This is a genomic window from Kitasatospora sp. NPDC002040 (assembly GCF_040296785.1).
Lineage (GTDB): Bacteria > Actinomycetota > Actinomycetes > Streptomycetales > Streptomycetaceae > Kitasatospora.
The window spans coordinates 195,872-212,926 of the sequence record NZ_JBEOXV010000002.1 but is presented as its reverse complement, the minus strand read 5'-3'; the positions used below and the strand labels follow the sequence as shown (position 1 = coordinate 212,926).

General features: G+C 73.2%; 14 protein-coding genes. All 14 read left to right on the top strand.

From position 1 onward, the window contains the following. Window positions 1-29: 29 nt before the first annotated feature. The 14 genes from ABT118_RS06415 to ddaH all read left to right on the top strand — a co-directional run bounded on the left by ABT118_RS06415 (window position 30) and on the right by ddaH (window position 17,038). Window positions 30-3,059, top strand: coding sequence for a lantibiotic dehydratase (locus ABT118_RS06415; protein WP_350646285.1), 3,030 nt, complete (start codon window positions 30-32; stop codon window positions 3,057-3,059). After that, window positions 3,056-4,381, top strand: coding sequence for a lanthionine synthetase C family protein (locus ABT118_RS06410; RefSeq protein ID WP_350645341.1), 1,326 nt, complete (start codon window positions 3,056-3,058; stop codon window positions 4,379-4,381). Before ABT118_RS06415 ends, ABT118_RS06410 begins: the two co-directional genes overlap by 4 nt. Before the next feature lie 118 nt (window positions 4,382-4,499). After that, window positions 4,500-5,327 carry an isocitrate lyase/PEP mutase family protein gene (locus tag ABT118_RS06405; RefSeq protein WP_350645340.1) on the top strand — a complete coding sequence of 276 codons (828 nt, stop codon included), beginning with the start codon at window positions 4,500-4,502 and terminating at the stop codon, window positions 5,325-5,327. A gap of 257 nt (window positions 5,328-5,584) precedes the next feature. Further along, window positions 5,585-6,973 carry a helix-turn-helix transcriptional regulator gene (locus ABT118_RS06400; RefSeq protein ID WP_350645339.1) on the top strand — a complete coding sequence of 463 codons (1,389 nt, stop codon included), beginning with the start codon at window positions 5,585-5,587 and terminating at the stop codon, window positions 6,971-6,973. 139 nt (window positions 6,974-7,112) lie between these two features. After that, the gene (locus tag ABT118_RS06395; protein ID WP_350645338.1) at window positions 7,113-8,393 is read left to right on the top strand and encodes a SidA/IucD/PvdA family monooxygenase; all 1,281 of its coding nucleotides are present in this window, start codon (window positions 7,113-7,115) and stop codon (window positions 8,391-8,393) included. After that, window positions 8,393-8,764 (top strand): cupin domain-containing protein, encoded by a 372-nt coding sequence (locus ABT118_RS06390; RefSeq protein WP_350645337.1) that lies wholly within the window; start codon window positions 8,393-8,395, stop codon window positions 8,762-8,764. The genes ABT118_RS06395 and ABT118_RS06390 overlap by 1 nt, the downstream gene beginning before the upstream one ends. Continuing rightward, complete coding sequence (locus ABT118_RS06385; RefSeq protein ID WP_350645336.1) at window positions 8,761-10,299, top strand: class I tRNA ligase family protein; 1,539 nt, start codon at window positions 8,761-8,763, stop codon at window positions 10,297-10,299. The genes ABT118_RS06390 and ABT118_RS06385 overlap by 4 nt, the downstream gene beginning before the upstream one ends. A 1-nt stretch (window position 10,300) precedes the next feature. Then, window positions 10,301-11,380, top strand: coding sequence for an NAD(P)/FAD-dependent oxidoreductase (locus ABT118_RS06380; protein ID WP_350645335.1), 1,080 nt, complete (start codon window positions 10,301-10,303; stop codon window positions 11,378-11,380). After that, a complete protein-coding gene (locus tag ABT118_RS06375) occupies window positions 11,377-12,675 on the top strand; it encodes an ATP-grasp domain-containing protein (RefSeq protein WP_350645334.1) in 1,299 nt (432 codons plus the stop codon). The genes ABT118_RS06380 and ABT118_RS06375 overlap by 4 nt, the downstream gene beginning before the upstream one ends. After that, window positions 12,672-13,016, top strand: a complete 345-nt coding sequence (locus tag ABT118_RS06370) for an avidin-fold protein (RefSeq protein ID WP_350645333.1) — start codon at window positions 12,672-12,674, stop codon at window positions 13,014-13,016. Before ABT118_RS06375 ends, ABT118_RS06370 begins: the two co-directional genes overlap by 4 nt. Further along, entirely contained in the window at window positions 13,013-14,368 is a 1,356-nt protein-coding gene (locus ABT118_RS06365; RefSeq protein ID WP_350645332.1) for an FAD-binding oxidoreductase, read from the top strand. The genes ABT118_RS06370 and ABT118_RS06365 overlap by 4 nt, the downstream gene beginning before the upstream one ends. Window positions 14,369-14,435: 67 nt before the next feature. Beyond that, window positions 14,436-14,945 (top strand): flavin reductase family protein, encoded by a 510-nt coding sequence (locus ABT118_RS06360; protein ID WP_350645330.1) that lies wholly within the window; start codon window positions 14,436-14,438, stop codon window positions 14,943-14,945. Window position 14,946: 1 nt separating this feature from the next. Further along, window positions 14,947-16,146, top strand: coding sequence for an acyl-CoA dehydrogenase family protein (locus ABT118_RS06355; protein ID WP_350645329.1), 1,200 nt, complete (start codon window positions 14,947-14,949; stop codon window positions 16,144-16,146). Between the two features lie 49 nt (window positions 16,147-16,195). Next, entirely contained in the window at window positions 16,196-17,038 is an 843-nt protein-coding gene (gene ddaH, locus ABT118_RS06350; RefSeq protein WP_350645327.1) for a dimethylargininase, read from the top strand. Window positions 17,039-17,055: the final 17 nt, after the last annotated feature.

Sequence of the window (17,055 nt, the reverse complement as noted above, 5' to 3'; positions counted from 1 at the left end):
TCGAGGTCCGAGAGCCGGTGCTGGTGCGGATGGCGAGCACGCCGCGCAGCCGCGCCCTGGCCGGGATCGATCCGGAGGACCCGGTCCCCGGAGTCCGGCGGCTGGCCGCCGACCCGCTGCTGCGGCAGGCGGTCGAGGTGGCCAGCGGCAGCCTGGCGCTCAGCCTGCGCCGGCTGGACACCCCGGACGGCGCGGCGCAGCTCGGCCGGAAACGGACCGTCAGCGCCGCCCGGACGCTGACCCGGTACGCCCGCCGGGCCGGTGGCCGGCCCACCCCCTTCGGGCTGTTCGCCGGTGTCGGCCGGGCCCGGTTCGGCACCGCCGCGAAGGTGTCCGCGCCCGGCCCCGGGCAACTGTCGGTCCGCCTGGACGGCGGCTGGCTGCACCGCCGGGTGCTCTCCTGGCTGGCCGTGCCCGGGGTCCGCCGCCGGGTCGACGTGGTGCTGAACGACCTCTGCGTGCTGCGGGACGGCCGGCTGACCCTGCACACCGGCGACCGCGAGGTGTCCGTCCGCGACAACGCCCTGGTCGCCGTGGTCCGAGCGGAGACCACCCGCCCCACCGGCTACGCCGGGCTGCTGGAGCAGCTGGCCGCCCGCTTCCCGACGGTCGGTCAGGAGCGGGTCGACGGGCTGCTGGCCGGGCTGGTGCAGCACGGCTTCCTGCTCACCTCGCTCACCCCGCACCGGATCGACGACGCCCTGCTCGACCGGGTCGAGGCCGCGGTCGAGGGCGTCGTCCCCGGTGCGGCCGAGGGGCTGCGGGCGGTCCGCGCCGCCGTCACCGCCCACGAGCGCGACCGGCCCGGTGCGGGCCTGGACTCCTGGCACGCCCTGCTCGGCGCCGTCCGGGCCCTCGACCCGGGCGGTGACGAGGGCCGACGCCCGCCCGTCCAGGTCGACCTGACGCTGCCCACCGACATCGTGCTGCCGGAGTCGGTCGGCGAGGAGATCCGCCGCTACGCCGCCGCGATCTGGGCCATCACCCCCGAGTGGACCACCCTGTCGCACCTGCGGGACTACCGGGACCGGTTCATCGAGCGGTACGGCACCGCCTCGGCGGTGCCGCTCGCCGACCTGGTCGACCCGCACCGGGGGCTCGGCCTGCCGCCCGAGTACGGCGCCGCCCCCGCCCACCCGCGCAGCGGCCCCGGCGAGGACGCCGACCGGCCGCGCCGCACCGCGATCGCCGAGCTGGTCCAGCAGGCGGTGCTGGACGGCGGCGACCTCGAACTCACCGACGCGGACGTGGCCCGGCTGGCCGCCGCGGTCGGGCACGTCCCCGGCGGGCGGCCGCCGCGCACCCTGGAGCTCTGCTTCCAGCTGCTCGCCGACAGCCCGGCCGCCCTCGACCGGGGCGACTACCTGCTGCTGGGCAGTCCGCACATCGGCTCCTGGACGGCCGGTGCCACCGCGGGCCGGTTCGCCGCCGCCACCGGACTGACCGGGGAGCTGGCCGCCCTGATGGCCGAACCGGCCGACCAGGACGCGCTGTTGGCCCAGCTGGAGCCGGCCCCGCGCGACCCGCGCTCGCTGAACATCGTCCAGGTGCCCCGGCTGCTGCCGTACCGGATCCCGATCGGGGTCGCCGACGACCGGGGCGACCCGCACTGCCTGGACTGGCGCACCCTGCTGGTGGCCGCCGGGGAGGACGGGCTGCGGCTGCTGCACGCCCCGACCGGCCGTCAGGTGGTCCCGGTGCTGCCGCACATGCTCGCGCTGGACGCGCAGGCACCGCCGGTGGCCCGGTTCCTGGTGGACCTGGCGGCGGCCCGGCCCCGGGTCTGGTCGGGCTGGGACTGGGCCGGTCTGGACGTGCTGCCCTACCTGCCCCGGGTCCGGTACGGCCGGGTGCTGGCCGCGCCGCGCCGGTGGCTGGCCGGCCGCCGGCTGCGGGACGCGGCCGGCTCGCCCGGCCGGGACGGCTGGGAGCGGGGCCTGGGCGAGTGGCGCCGGCGCAACCGGGTGCCCGACCTGCTGCAGCTCGCCCGCAACGACCAGATGTTCCCGATCGACCTGCGCGAGCCCTGGGACCGGTCGCTGCTGCGGGCCGAACTCACCGCGCCCGAGCCGAGGTTCCTGCTCTACGAGGACCTCACCGCCGACCCGGCCCGGCTGGGGTGGAACGCGGGCCACAGCACCGAGATCGTGGTCCCGCTGGTCCGCTCGGCCCCGCCCGCACCCGTCCCGGCGGACCGGGCGCCGCTCCGCTCCGCGCCCACCCGGGTCCACCTGCCGGGCGAGGACTGGCTGTCCGTCAAGCTGTACGCCGAGCCCGCCGCCCACGAGGCGCTGCTGGCCGAGCACCTGCCCGCGCTGCTGGCCGAGCTGGAGCGGGAGGTGGACCGCTGGTTCTTCCTCCGCTACCGGGATCCGGAGCCGCACCTGCGGCTGCGGCTGCACGGCGACCCCGACGTGCTGCACGGCCGGGTGCTGCCCGCGCTGGCCCGCCGGGTCCGGGGCCTGATCGACGCCGGGGCGGTGCGCACCATGGTGCTGGACGCCTACCGGCCGGAGACCGACCGCTACGGCGGCCCGGCGGCCCAGGAGGCGGCCGAGCGGTTCTTCCGGACCGACAGCCGCTCCGCGCTGCTCCAGCTGCAGGCCCGCCGGGCCGGGGCGGCGACGGTGCCGGACGAGGTGCTGGCGGCGGTCGGGCACGCCGTCCTGCTGGACTCGCTGGGGGAGTGGGACTGGTGCTCCTGGGTGGACCAGCGCTTCACCAAGGGGCCCGACCACGCGGTGTACCAGCGGCACCGGGCCCCGGCCGACCGGCTGATCCGGGACCGGGACACCGCCCGGCACGCCGCCGACGGGCTCGGCATCCCCGAACTCGCCGCGCTCTGGGGCGGGTCGGCCGAGCCGCGCGGCTACGGAGACCTGCTGCTGGCCGCACCGGCGGCCGACCGGGACGAGGCCCTGCTCTCGCTGCTGCACATGCGGCACAACCGGCTGTTCGGCATCGACGCGGCGGCCGAGGCGCGTGGTTTCGCGGTGCTCAGGGGCGCCGCCAGGACTCTGCTCGGCCGCCGCAACTCGCTTGGAGGGAACGCCCGATGAACGCAGTCGACCGGAGTGCACTGCGGGCCCGGGCCGGAGCCGTGGCGGATCTGATCCTGGACCGGCTGGCCGACCCGGTCGCCACCATGGCCGCCACCCGGATCCCGGCCGAGGCGGCCGAGGACGGCGTCCCGGAGGGGATCTGGGCCGAGCTGACCCTGGGCAGCGGCAGCCCCGGACTGGCGGTCGCGTTCAGCGGCGGCGCCCGCCCGGGCACCGACCGGGTGGCCCGCGCGCACGGCTACCTGGCGGCGGCCACCCGGGCGGCGGCCGACGGCGGCACCGTGCCCAGCGGCGTGTTCAAGGGCCCCGGTGCGCTGGCCTTCGCCGTGCTGCTGGCCCACCGGGCCACCGGCGGCTACGTCTCGGCGCTCCAGCGGCTGGACGCCTACCAGCGCGAGCTGGTGCGCACCGCGCTGCCGGCCGTGCCGGACGGCCCGCTGCCCACCATCGGCCACTACGAGGTGGTCCGCGGGATGACCGGCGTCGGCCGCTACCTGCTGGCCCGGGCCGAGACCTGCGGGGCCGAACTGGAGTCCGTGCTCGGCTACCTGGTCGAGCTGTCCCGGGGGGAGGTGCGGCACCGGGGCCACCGGGTGCCGCGCTGGTGGGCGCTGGACGCGCCCCGGACCGGCGCCGAGGCCGCGCTGCCCGACGGGCACCTCAACCTCGGCCTCTCGCACGGGGTGGCGGGCCCGCTGGCCCTGCTCGCGCTGGCCTGGCGGCAGGGCGTCCGGGTGCCCGGCCAGCAGGAGGCGATCGAGGAGTGCGCCGCACTGCTGACCCGCTGGGCGGTCCGGGACGGGCACGGCCGCTACTGGCCCGGCTACCTGGGCCTGGACGAGTACCTGGCGGGCCCGGAGGAGTACCGCACCCCGGCGGGCTGGCCGTCCTGGTGCTACGGCGCCCCCGGGGTCTCGCGCGCACTGCAGCTGGCCGGGCTGGCCCTGGGCCGGGCGGACTGGGCCGGCCTGGCCCGGGAGTCGGTGCAGCGGCTGCTGGCCCTCCCGCTCGACCGGTGGGGCCTGCACGACCACGCCCTGTGCCACGGCTGGGCCGGGACGCTGCACCAACTGGGCCGGTTGAACGAGGAGTTCGGTGACGAACGGATCGAAGCCGTGCGCGACCTGGTGGCGGCCCGGCTGATCGGTGCGTTCGACCCGGAGCTGCCCTTCGGCCACCGCTTCACCATGACCGCGGTGCCGTTCGGCACCGATGTGTCCGGGTACCTGGACGGCGCCGCGGGCGTGGCGCTGGCGCTGGACTCCTACGCCGCGGGCGGCACCGCCCCGGGCTGGGACATGCCGCTGCTGCTGTCCTGACGGACGGGAGCGGAGCCCGGCCGTCCGAAAGGTGATGGAGTCGGTTCGGTCGCGTTGACGGTGTCATGGCGGGCAGAGGGACGATGTTGGGCAAACCCCTCCCATGAAAGGTGCTGTGATGACGAACAGTCAGCAGACGAAGGCCGCCGTACTCCGTGAGCTGCACAAGGACGGTGTGCTGGTGCTGCCGAACGCCTGGGACGCCGGCAGCGCCGCGCTGATCGCCCAGGCGGGTGTGAAGGCCATCGCCACCACCAGTGGCGGTGTGGCCTGGTCGGCCGGCAAGCCGGACCAGCAGGTGCTGACCCGGGACGAGATGGTGGCCCTGGTGCGCGGCATCGTCGCCGCGGTCGAGCTGCCCGTGACCGCCGACATCGAGGGCGGCTACGGCCCCGCCCCGGAGGATGTCGCGGCGACCGTCACCGCCGTGATCGCGGCCGGTGCGGTCGGCGTCAACCTGGAGGACTCCAAGCCCGACTTCTCGCTGTTCACGGCCGAGGAGCAGGGTGCTCGGATCCGGGCCGCGCGCGCGGCGGCCGAGCAGGCCGGGCTGCCGGAGCTGGTGATCAACCTGCGTACCGACGTGTTCCTGTTCGGGATCGGCGCGCCGGAGGGCCGTCAGGCCGACGTGCTGGCCCGCGCGGCGGTCTACGCCGAGGCCGGTGCGGACAGCCTGTTCGTGCCGGGTCTGCTGGACCTGACGGTGGTCGCCGAGCTGGTCCAGGGCCAGCCGCTGCCGGTCAACGTGATGGCCGGACCGGGCGCGCCGACCGTGGCCGAGTTCGAGGCGGCCGGGGTGCGCCGGGTGAGCGTCGGCACCGCCGTCGCGCAGGCCGCGTACACGCTGGCCCAGCGGGCCGCCGCCGAGCTGGTGGGCAAGGGCACCTACGAGGAGCTGGCCGGGGCGCTCGACTTCGGCGCGGTGAACGGCAGCTTCAACCGCTGACGGCGGGCGTCCCGACCACCGCCTGGAGCGTGCTGGGGAACGGAATCAGTGGGTCAGTGGAGTCGTCGGCCGGATCGCCGCGCTCCGCGCCCATGTAGGCATGCGGTGGACGTCGCGGTCCGACGGCGTCACCGACACACGGGGAGTGGGTCCGGCCGGAGACACCGGCCGCCCATTCCCACGTGTTTTTCCGTAGCTGCACAGAGAATCTGTGCACGAACAGAGGGGATTGACGCATGGGGAGGCCGGAGAAACCGGTGGACACCACAGGCGGAGCGGTCGCGGAGTTCGCGAGCCGGCTCCGTCGGCTGCGCGCGGACGCGGGCAGTCCCACCTATCGGGACATGGCCGCCAGTGCGATGTACTCGGCCTCGGTGCTGTCCAGCGCCGCCAACGGGCACCGACTGCCCACCCTCCAGGTCGCGCTGGCGTACGTGCAGGCGTGCCGGGGCGACCGGGAGGAGTGGCGGCGGCGCTGGCTGGTGGCCGCCGCCGGGGGCGGGGTGCCGGTGGTCGGGCCGCGCCCGGCCGTTCCGGCGGCCGAGAGCCAGGGCCCCGGTCCCGGCGGGCCGCCGAAAGTCGTCGGCGGCTTACCGAGGCCGGCCCAACTGCCGCCGCGCCCGCACGGGTTCGTCGGCCGGAGCGCCGAGCTGGTCCGGCTGGCCGGGCCGTGCAGTAGCCCGGTCGTGATCAGCGGGCCGGTCGGGGTCGGCAAGAGCGAGCTGGCCCTGCGGCACGCGTACGACCTGAGCGAGCAGTTGGTGGACGGTCAGCTCTACGCGGACCTGGGCCCGTTGACCGAGACCGGCTACGACGTGCCGGGCCTGATCGGCGGCTTCCTGTCCGCGCTCGGGGTGCCGCCGGAGCGAATACCGGCGGTGCCGGACCAGCGGGCCGGGCTCTACCGGTCGCTGCTGTCCCAGCGCAAGCTGCTGGTGCTGCTGGAGAACGTGCACTGCGAGCGGCAGATCAGGCCGCTGCTGGGTGACAGCGAGACCAGCACCACCATCGTGGTCAGCCGGACCTCGCTGCTGGGCCTGCAAAACGTCCGACGGCTCCGGCTGGAGCCGCTGCCCCGGGCCGACTCGGTCGAGCTGATCACCCGGGCGCTGCCCGAACGGGCCCAGGCCGACCCGGCCGGGGCGGACCGGCTGGCCCAGCTCTGCGGCGACCTGCCGTTGGCGCTGGACATCGCCACCCGCAAGCTGGCCGCCCGCCCCGACATCACGCTGCGGCTGGCGGTGAGCCGGCTGGACTGCCCGGTGACCCTGCTGGACTGGCTCGCGGTCGGGGACCTGTCGATGCGCGAAGCCCTCAACTCCGCGCACCTCGAACTGAGCGACCGGGCCTCGGAGTTGCTCGATCTGTTGGCGAAGCGGCCGGAGTCCGAGCTGCGGACCGAGGAATCAATCCCGGCCGGATCGGACGATTTGATCGACGAGTTGGTCGATGCCGGGATGCTCGGGGCGGGGCTGCGGCCCGGCAGCCACCGGTTCGATCCGCTGGTCCGGGCCTTCGTCTCGGACCGTGATCCGGCCCACAACCTGCTGCCCCGTCGGGAACTGCCGTTCCCGCGGATGCGGCCGGAGCCGTTGACCGGTGGATCGGCCGGCCGGGCCGATCAACTCTCCTCCGGCGCTGCTTGATCGGCCCTGTCGGACAAGCCTGCCGATCAACGGTCACCCTCGCTTGACTCGTCCTACCGAACGGCACCGAACACCAGAACGGAGCCGCTCACCTACCCGTCCGAACGGGCGGTAGGACGAGACAGCGAGGTGGCTGAGCATGACGAACCACGAGGTCGAGGTCCTGGCGATCGGAGCCGGCCCGTCCAACCTGGCGTTGGCAGTGGCGATCGAGGAGTCCGGCTCCGAGGGCCTGGCCAACAACACCCTGATCCTGGAGCAGTACCCGGACGTGAAGTGGCAGCGGAACCTGCTGCTGCCCTTCGCCCGGAGCCAGGTCTCCTTCGTCAAGGACCTGGTGACCCTGCGCAACCCGCAGAGCCGCTTCTCCTTCCTCTCCTTCCTGCACGCCAAGGGCCGACTGGACGAGTTCGTCAACCTCGGCACCTTCAACCCCTTCCGCCGCGAGCTCTCCGAGTACCTGGAGTGGGTGGCCGGCTCGCTCGACCACGTGGGCATCCGGTTCAACGCCAAGGGCCAGAGCGTGGCCCCCCGCCGGGCCGACGACGGCACCGTGATCGGCTGGCGGGTCACCCTCGCCGACGGCGACACCGTCGACGCCCGCGACCTGGTGGTCGGTACCGGCCGGGACGCCCACGTGCCCAAGGAGTTCGCCGACCTCCCCGCCGACCGGGTCATCCACAGCACCGCCTACAGCACCCGGATCGCCCAGTACCCGACCGACCGCCCGGTCCGGGTGGTGGTGATCGGTGCCGCGCAGAGCGCCGCCGAGATGTTCATGGCCGTGCACAAGGACCTGCCGCTCAGCCAGCCGACCCTGGTGCACCGCTCGATCGGCCTGCAGAACTACCAGACCAGCAAGTTCGTCAACGAGCTCTTCTTCCCCTCCTTCGTCGACTCCTTCCACGACAGCTCGGCCGAGGCCCGCCGGCAGATCCTGGACGAGATCCGCCTCACCAACTACGCCGGCCTGGCGGCCCCGTTCCTGGACGAGACCTACTCGATGCTCTACGAGCAGAAACTGTCCGGCTCGCAGCGCTCCGCCGTCCGGTCGATGACCGAGGTGCTGGAGGCCCGCGAGGAGGGCGGCGAGGTGGTGCTGGAGCTGCGCGACCGGCGCACCGGCAAGGTCGAGCCGCTCCGCTGCGACCTGGTCCTGCTCGGCACCGGCTACGACCAGCGGATGCCCGCGATGGTCCGCCACCTGGCCGGCCAGGTGGGCATCGACGAGATATCGGTCAACCGCCGCTACCGGGTCGACCTCGGCGAGTCCACCCGCGGCGGGCTCTACCTCCAGGGCTTCAACGAGGCCACCCACGGCATCTCCGACTCGCTGCTGAGCGTGCTGGCGCACCGCTCGCAGGAGATCACCACCGATCTCCTCGACCGCCGCTCCGTCGCGGCCGAGCGGAGCCTGTGATGGAGATCCGCCGCCTGGACCGGCCCAACCTGACCCCCGCCTACGGCATCCTCGGCGAGCGCCTGAAGCCCTGGGACGCGCTCAACGCCCCGTTCGAGGGCGCCTGGTGCGTCGTCGAGGCGGGCGGGGAGTCCACCCCGCACAACCACCACGAGTACGAGATCTTCATCGCCATGAGCGGCAGCGCCGCCCTGGTGGTGGACGGGGCCGAGCACGAGTTCGTGGCCGGCGACATCGTCCAGCTGCCGCCCGGCTGCACCCACAAGGTGGTGAACGGCTCCGCCGAGGACTTCGAGTACTACGGGATCTGGTGGGACGCCGAGATGTCGGACACCTTCCTGACCCGTCATCAGAAGGAGAGCACAGCATGAGCAAGCGCGTGGCGGTGATCTCCCCCGCCCCGACCGCCAACGGCGACCTCCACCTCGGCCACCTGGCCGGCCCGTTCCTGGCCGCCGACGTCTTCACCCGCTACCAGCGGGCGGCCGGCCGCGAGACGGTCTTCGGCACCGGCGCCCAGGACACCTCGACCTTCGTGGTCACCACCGCCCGCAGACTGGGCACCAGCCCCGAGGCACTGGTGGCCGACTCCACCGCCCGGATCGTGAGCACCCTGGCCGCGATGGGCATCGCCGTCGACGGCTTCACCCGGGACGAGGAGCGGTTCACCAAGCAGGTGCTCGACTTCGTCGGCCGCCTGCACACCGAAGGGAAGCTCCGGCTCAAGTCCACCCCCTTCCCCCGCTCGGTCCGCACCGGCGAGTACCTGGTGGACGGCTTCGTCAAGGGAGGCTGCCCGAACTGCCTGGCCGAGGGCTGCGCCGGGCTCTGCGAGAGCTGCGGCCACCCGCTGGCGGCCGGCGACCTGATCGATCCCCGGTCCACCGAACACCCGGACGACACGGTGGAGTTGGCCGAGGTCCAGGTCCTGGTGCTACCGCTGGAGGAGTACCGGGAGGAGCTCAGGGAGTACTTCGCGACCAGCGGCTCCGCCCTGCGCCCGCACATGGCGCAGGCGATCGAGGAGATGCTGGCCCGGCCGCTGCCCGACTTCCCGGTAACCTACCCGATCTCCTGGGGCATCCCGGCCCCGTTCCCCGAGGTCGCCGGACAGGTGATCAACCCGAACGCCGAGACCCAGGCCTGGTCGATCTACACCACCGCCCTCTCCGCCGAGGGGCAGGGCGAGGTACTGGCCGCCGACGACCAGCTCTGGTGGCCGGAGTCCGACACCGAGGTGGTGTACTTCTGCGGCTTCGACAACACCTTCCCGTTCGCCATCGCCGGGGCTGCCATGCTGCTGGCCCTGAAGGACCACTACCCGCTCCGCTCCCGCTTCGTCACCAACGAGTTCTACGAGCTGGAGCACCAGAAGTTCTCCACCAGCCGGGGCCACCTGGTCTGGGGCCAGGAGCTCGCGGACACGCTGCCCCGGGACGTCGGCCGCTACCACCTGGCCGCCACCAGCCCGGAGAACCAGCGCACCAACTTCAGCTGGTCGGCCGTGGCGGCCGTCACCGGGGCCCGGCTGATCGAGCCGTGGAACCGGGCCGCGGCCAAGGCCGAGCGGTGGGCCGGACAGGACCTGCCGGTCTCGGCCGGCTCCCGCGAGGCCGCCGACCGGATCACCGAACGGTTCGCCGCCTGCTACGAGTTGAAGGGATTCAGTCTGAACCGGGCGGCCGAGACGCTGGCCGAGCAGCTGGGCCGGCTGGACCGCTGGGAGGTGACGGACGACCAGGCGGGGGACTACTGCCACCAGTTGGAGACGGTGCTGCGCAACGCCGCCCCGATCCTGATCGACCTGGCCGAACAGGCCGGCGTCGACACCCGGCTGGCCGGTCCGGACCGGACCACCGGGATCACCCCGAAGGTGCTGCCCAGGCTCTCCGGCGGGGCGGTCTGAGATGGCCACCGAGGCGCGGCAGGTGCTGGTGGTCGGGGCGGGGGTGACCGGACTGCTGACAGCGGTACGGTGCTCGCTGGCCGGCCACCAGGTCACCGTGCTGGACCGGGGCGCCATCCCCAACCCGGGCTCGACCTCCTTCGACCAGCACCGGGCGATCCGGGCGCTGGACCCGGGGGACCTGGCGGGCACCCGGCGGACCGCGGTCGCCCACCGCAGGTGGCTGGCCCTGGAGGCCCTGCTGGGCACCAAGTTCTACCGCCGGGTCGGCATGGTGACCGCCTGGGCGGCCGCCGAGGTGGACCAGGTGACGGCGGCCGCGGCCGACGCGGACCTCCCGGTCAGCGTGATCGGGCCGGACAGCTTCCCGCACGTCCGGTTCCCCGCCGAGTCGGTGGGCGTGCTGGAGCAGCACGGCGGCATCCTGCTCGCCGACCACGCGCTGGCGGCGGTGGCCCGCTGGCTGGGCGAGCAGCCCAACGTCACCCTCCGCCCCTGGCAGGAGGTGAAGTCGGTGGACCCGGAGACCGGGCACGTGCACCTGCCGGACGCGGAGACGCTGAAGGCCGACCTCACCCTGATCGCCACCGGCCCGTGGTCGAAGAGCCTGGTCGACCTGCCGATGGTGCTGCACCGGCAGACCCTGGTCTACCTCAAGCCGCCGGAGGACCTGGCGGAGGCGTGGGAGCGGACCCCCGGCATCGGCCGGATCGGCTCGGAGGGCACGGCCTGGCTGCTGCCGCCGGGCGGCGGGACGCTGCTGAAGGTCAGCTCGGCGACGGTCTGCCGGGAGGCCGACCTGGCCACCGGCGGCAGCCCGGCCGAGGAACTCCGGTGGGCCGAGCAGGTGCTGGCCGAGCCGATCCTGGCCGACCCCAAGCGCTACACGGTGATGGCGGTCAAGCGCTGCCACTACCTGGTGGACGCCGACACCGGCGCCGCCCACCTCAAGCGGATCGGCCCCAGCACCTGGGCCAGGACCGCCAGCGGCGGTGACGGGTTCCGCACCGCCCCGCTGGTGGCGGACCAGATCCTGGCCGCCCTGGAAGACATCAACGACCTTGGAGAGGACGAGGGATGAGCGACGACGACCGGGTCCTGCTGGTGATCGGCAGCGGGCTCAAGCTCTACCGCGAGTACCTGATCGAATCCGCCGCCCGGCGGGCCGGCGAGCTCGGCCTCAAGCTGGTGCTGGTCAACAACCTCAAGCCCAGCTGGCAGACCGGCTACTTCGACGAGATCACCGTGGCGAACGTCTTCGACCACGAGCAACTGCGGGCCGCGGGCAAGGAGATCGCCTCCCGCCGGACGGTGGTCGGAGTGTTCTGCTACGACGAGCCGCTGGTGCAGCCGGCCGCCGAACTGGCCGCCGAACTCGGCGTCCCGGGCCTGGGCCTGGAAGGGGTGCAGGGCTGCCGGGACAAGCACCGGACCCGCTCGATGCTCACCGCCGCGGGCCTGCCGCAGCCGGGCTTCGAACTCACCGACACGCTGGAGCAGGCCCGGGCGGTGGCCGAACGGATCGGCTACCCCGTGGTGGTCAAGCCGCGTGCCCTCGGCGCCTCGATGGGCGTCGTACTGGCCCAGGACGCGAGCCAGTTGGAGCAGGCGTACCTGATCGCCTCGAACGCCAGCCTGGTCGGCGACGAGCCGTTCCGGGGCGGGGCGATCGTGGAGGGCTACGCGGTCGGCCCGGAGATCAGCATCGACGGAGTGGTGCACCGGGGCGAGTACCGGGCGATGTTCATCGCCCGGAAGGAGACCGGGATGCACCCCTACTTCGAGGAGGTCGGCCATGTCGTGGACGCCGCCGACCCGCTGCTGCAGGACCAGCGGCTGCTGGACGTGCTGACCAAGGCGCACGAGGTGCTCGGGGTCGAGAACGGGATGACCCACGCCGAGGTCAAGCTCACCCCCTACGGCCCGGTGATCATCGAGATCAACGGCCGGCTGGGCGGCGACCTGATCCCCTTCCTCGGCCGGATCGCCACCGGGATCGACCCCGGTGAGCTGCTGGTGGAGGTCGCGGCCGGGCACCGCCCGGACATCTCCTTCAGCCGCAGCGGAGTGGCCGGGATCAGGTTCGGCTACCCGGCCGAGGACGCCACCGTGCGCGAGGTGCGGGTGCCGACCGGACTGCCCGGTCTGGTGACCGCCGCGCCGATGGTCGAGCCGGGCACCGAGCTGAGGCTGCCGCCGGGCGGCTACCTGGCCCGCCACTCCTTCGTGGTGTGCGAGGCGGACGACCGGGAGAGCGTGGCCGAACGCCTCGAAGTGGCGGCAGCAGCGGTCGAGTTGGACGCAGACCCCCTGACCCGGAAGGACGTGAGCGCGGTGCTGGAGATGCCGGCCGGACTGCTGGACGTGGACAAATGAGGATCGACTACGACGGACGCCAGTTCCGGAAACTGGAGTCCAGTGACGGGGTGGTGGCGCGCTACCACCAGGAGAACGACCTGGTCTGGGCGGACTTCGCCGGCGGACCGGTCCGGCGGGGGAGCGTCAACGGGGTCTGCGCCCCGGACGGCACGCTCCGCCTCGCCTACACGATGGTGCTGGCCGGCGGCGAGGTGATCGCCGGACACACCGTCAACACCCCCGAACAGGGCGAGGACGGCGAGCTGGTGCTCCGCGAGGAGTGGGAGCGCTACGGCCCGCACGCCGAGACCGGGACCTCGTACCTGGCGGAAGTGACGGAAGGGGAGGCGGAGCGATGACCGACTGGGAGAGCCTGCGCCGGCAGGTGGACGGCACGGTCCGACTGCCCGGCGAGGCCGGCTTCGAGGAGAACAGCAGCGCCTTCAACAAGCGCTACGCCGGGGTCACCGCGGCCGGAGTGCTCTCGGTGGGCAGTGTGGCGGACGTGGCCCGGGGCATCGCCTGGGCCCGGGAGCAGGGGCTGCCGGTGGTGGCCCGCGGCGGCGGCCACAGCTACGCCGGCCAGGCCGCCACCACCGGGCTGGTGCTGGACCTGCACGTACTGGACGCGATCACGGTGGACCGGGGCAGCGAGCTGGTCCGGGTCGGCGGCGGAGTGCGCTCCGGCCAGCTGTACGCCGAACTCCAGCGCCACGACCTGGCGGTGCCGCTCGGCAACTCGGACGAGGTCGGCATCGGCGGCCTCACCCTGGGAGGCGGCGTGGCCGCCGTCTCCCGGGCCTTCGGCCTCACCTGCGACGCCCTGGTGGAGACCGACGTGGTGCTGGCCGACGGCACCCTGGTCACCTGCAACGACCACGAGAACCCGGACCTGTTCTGGGCCAGCAAGGGCGGCGGCGGCGGCAACTTCGGGGTCAACACCTCGTTCACCTTCCAGGCCAGGCCGACCGTCGCCAGCTCCACCTGCCTGCTGCTCTGGCCGCTGACCGACGCGGCGGCGGTGCTGCCGGTGATGCAGCGGATCATGCAGGCCGCACCGAACGAGTTCGCCGCCCGGATCGGCGTCAACCGCTCGGCCGGCGACGACGGGATCGTCTCGGTGATCGGCCAGCACCTGGGCCCCGCCTCGGAGTTGCGGGAGCTGCTGGCCCCCGCGCTGGCCGCCGCCACCCCCGACCGGGCCGAGATCGAGGACCGGAGCTACTGGGAGGCCAAGGACTTCCTGCACCACGAGACCTCCGGCGACCCGTTCGCGGTCCGCACCAGGACGGTCACCGAGCCGCTGAGCGAGGCGGGCGTGCACACCGCGCTCACCGCCCTGGCCAAGTGGCCGGGCAGCAGCAACCCGGACGGCGCCGGCATCGCCCTCTTCACCTGGGGCGGCGCGATCAACCAGGTGCCGGTCACCGAGACCGCCTTCCCGCACCGGGACGTGCTCTTCCTGGTCTCGATGGACGCCTCCTGGAGCACCGAGGACAGCGCCGAGGTCCGGCAGGCCAACCTCGACTGGCTGACCGACCTGCACGCCGCGATGGGCGAGTTCGCCCGGGACGCCTCCTACGTCAACTTCACCGACCCCGACCTGCCCGAGGCCCAGGCCGCCTACTTCGGCCCCAACCTGGCCCGGCTGCGCGAGATCAAGCACCGGTACGACCCCGACCGGGTCTTCCACTTCCCCCAGGCCATCTGAGCCACCCACCCCGGCCATCCGAGCCACCCCCGGCCATCGAGGCCACCGAGCGCGAGAGGACCACGCCATGTCACCCGATCTGCGCGGCGCGATGCGCAACTTCGCCACCGGAGTCTGCGTCGCCACCACCTACGCCGACCACGAGGGCACTCGCCGCCACGACGCGGTGACGCTCAACTCCCTGACCTCGGTCTCGCTCGACCCGCCGCTGGTCTCGCTCTCCCTGCACCGCGAGTCCCAGTTCCTCACCGACCTGCTGGCGACCAAGAAGTGGGCGGTCTCGATCCTCGACTGCGAGGCCGAGCCGCTGGCCCGGCGGCTCGCCAAGGGCCGCGACGAGCGGGCCGAGGCGGTCGCCGCCCTCCCCGCCACCCCGGGCCACGAGACCGGCGCCCTGGTCCTCGACTCGCAGAGCGGACTGGAGTGCGTCCTCTGGGACAGCTTCGACCTCGGCGACCACACGATGGTGATCGGCGAGGTGGTCTCCACCGGCGTCCGCGATCTCCAGCCCCCCCTGCTCTTCCTGCACGGCAGCTTCCAGCACCTGGCGTCCGCCACCACCTCGAAGGAGTCCTGAGATGTCGAACACCCCGGCGGTCACCACGGCCGTTCCGAACACCGCCACCGAGATCCTCGCCGCCGCCAAGGCGCTGGCCCCGCAGCTGCGCGAGCGCTCGGTGGAGATCGAGCAGAACCGCCGACTGCCCGCCGACGTGGTCGAGTTGATCCGCGGCACCGGCGCCTTCCGGATGGGCTTCAGCAAGGCCTGGGGCGGCCCGGAGCTCACCTCGATCGAGCAGACCGAGGTGGTCGAGGCACTCGCCTACGGCGACACCTCGGCCGGCTGGTGCGCGATGATCGGGATGGACTCCGGCCTCTACGCCAACTTCCTGGACGAGACCGTGGCCAAGGAGATGTTCCCGCACCTCGACATGACCACCGCCGGGCTGCTGTTCCCGACCGGCAAGGCCGACCGGGTCGAGGGCGGCTACCGCCTCACCGGCCGCTGGCAGTTCGGCAGCGGCATCACCCACGCCGACTGGGTGGTCTCCGGCGCCTTCATCACCGAGGGCGGCAAGCCCTGGCCGGCCGACGGCCCGCAGGACTCGATCCTGCTGATGGTGCCGAGCGACCAGGTCGAGATCATCGACACCTGGAACACCACCGGCCTTGCGGGCAGCGGAAGCTGCGACTACTCGATCACCGACGTGTTCGTCCCCGACGGCCACACCCTGACCTTCGGCACCGTCCGCAACGGCGAGGGCGCCCTGGCCCAGCCCGAGGTGCACATGCGCAACATGCCGGGCGTCCCGCTCGGGGTGGCCCGGGCCGCGCTGGACTGGGTGCGCGAGCAGGTGGTCGCCAAGTCCGGCTCCGGCGGCGCCAACTGGGCCGACAACTGGCGGATGCAGGTCGGGCTGGCCGAGTGCGAGGCGGACTTCAACGCCACCCGCAACGCGGTCTACGGCGCGATGCGGCGCCAGTGGGAGGTGCTGTCGGACGGCGGCACCTTCGACGACCTGACCGCCGACGAGCGCGCGGCGCTGCCGCTCTCCCGGCTGCACGCCTTCCGCACCGCCCGCTCGATCGTGATGCGGCTCTACGACCTGATGCAGACGGGATCGATTTACCGCCCGAGCCCGCTCGACCGCTGGCTGCGCGACACCATGACCATGTGCCAGCACGTGGTCGCCCAGGACAAGATCCTCCAGTCCGCCGGCGCCCACCTGCTCGGCAGCAAGCCCAGCTTCCCGCTGAGCCTCGGCATCACCAGCTGAGTCCGGCGTACCCAAAAACTTTCCACCACCCCCGGAAGGAAGCACCCTCATGACCGACCTCCTCGCCCCCCAGACCGTTGTGACCCAGCGGCAGGCGCGTATCCGGCACTTCCTGATGTGCCGCCCGGACCACTTCGACGTCACGTACAGCATCAACCCCTGGATGGAGCCGGAGAAGCCCACCTCGAACGAGCTCGCCATCGCCCAGTGGGAGCAGCTGCACACGCTGCTGGTCTCGCTCGGCCACCATGTCCAGACCATCGACCCCGCCCCCGGCCTGCCGGACATGGTCTTCGCCGCCAACGGCGCCACCGTGGTCGACGACAAGGCGCTGGTGGCCCGGTTCCGCCACCCCGAACGGGACGGCGAGTCGCAGCACTACGTGGACTGGTTCCGGGCCCAGGGCTTCACCGAGGTCCGGCAGGCGGAGTGGGACAACGAGGGCGAGGGCGACTACCTGACCACCCGTCAGGGCATCCTGGCCGGCAACGGCTTCCGCTCCGACCCGCGCTCGCAGGCCGAGGCCGAGGCGCTGTTCGGCCGCCCGGTGATCGGGCTGAGCCTGGTGGACCCGCGGTTCTACCACCTGGACACCGCGCTCGCGGTGCTCGACGAGGACGAGGTCATGTACTACCCGGAGGCGTTCACCCCGGAGAGCCGGCGACTGCTGCGCACGCTCTTCCCGGACGCCGTGATCGCCGACGAGGCCGACGCCGTGGTCTTCGGCCTGAACGCGGTCTCCGACGGCTACAACGTGATCCTCCCCGAGGCCGCCACCGGCCTGGCCGCCAAGCTCCGGGCCCGCGGCTTCCGCACCCACGGCGTGGACCTGTCCGAGCTGCTCAAGGCCGGCGGCAGCGCCAAGTGCTGCACCCTCGAACTCCGCCACTGACCATCCTCGTTAGGAGA

Coding starts and splice junctions, on each gene's coding strand:
- ABT118_RS06415 (WP_350646285.1), top strand. CDS start 30: ATGGCGAGCACGCCGCGCAGCCGCGCCCTGGCCGGGATCGATCCGGAG.
- ABT118_RS06410 (WP_350645341.1), top strand. CDS start 3,056: ATGAACGCAGTCGACCGGAGTGCACTGCGGGCCCGGGCCGGAGCCGTG.
- ABT118_RS06405 (WP_350645340.1), top strand. CDS start 4,500: ATGACGAACAGTCAGCAGACGAAGGCCGCCGTACTCCGTGAGCTGCAC.
- ABT118_RS06395 (WP_350645338.1), top strand. CDS start 7,113: ATGACGAACCACGAGGTCGAGGTCCTGGCGATCGGAGCCGGCCCGTCC.
- ABT118_RS06390 (WP_350645337.1), top strand. CDS start 8,393: ATGGAGATCCGCCGCCTGGACCGGCCCAACCTGACCCCCGCCTACGGC.
- ABT118_RS06385 (WP_350645336.1), top strand. CDS start 8,761: ATGAGCAAGCGCGTGGCGGTGATCTCCCCCGCCCCGACCGCCAACGGC.
- ABT118_RS06380 (WP_350645335.1), top strand. CDS start 10,301: ATGGCCACCGAGGCGCGGCAGGTGCTGGTGGTCGGGGCGGGGGTGACC.
- ABT118_RS06375 (WP_350645334.1), top strand. CDS start 11,377: ATGAGCGACGACGACCGGGTCCTGCTGGTGATCGGCAGCGGGCTCAAG.
- ABT118_RS06370 (WP_350645333.1), top strand. CDS start 12,672: ATGAGGATCGACTACGACGGACGCCAGTTCCGGAAACTGGAGTCCAGT.
- ABT118_RS06365 (WP_350645332.1), top strand. CDS start 13,013: ATGACCGACTGGGAGAGCCTGCGCCGGCAGGTGGACGGCACGGTCCGA.
- ABT118_RS06360 (WP_350645330.1), top strand. CDS start 14,436: ATGTCACCCGATCTGCGCGGCGCGATGCGCAACTTCGCCACCGGAGTC.
- ABT118_RS06355 (WP_350645329.1), top strand. CDS start 14,947: ATGTCGAACACCCCGGCGGTCACCACGGCCGTTCCGAACACCGCCACC.
- ddaH (WP_350645327.1), top strand. CDS start 16,196: ATGACCGACCTCCTCGCCCCCCAGACCGTTGTGACCCAGCGGCAGGCG.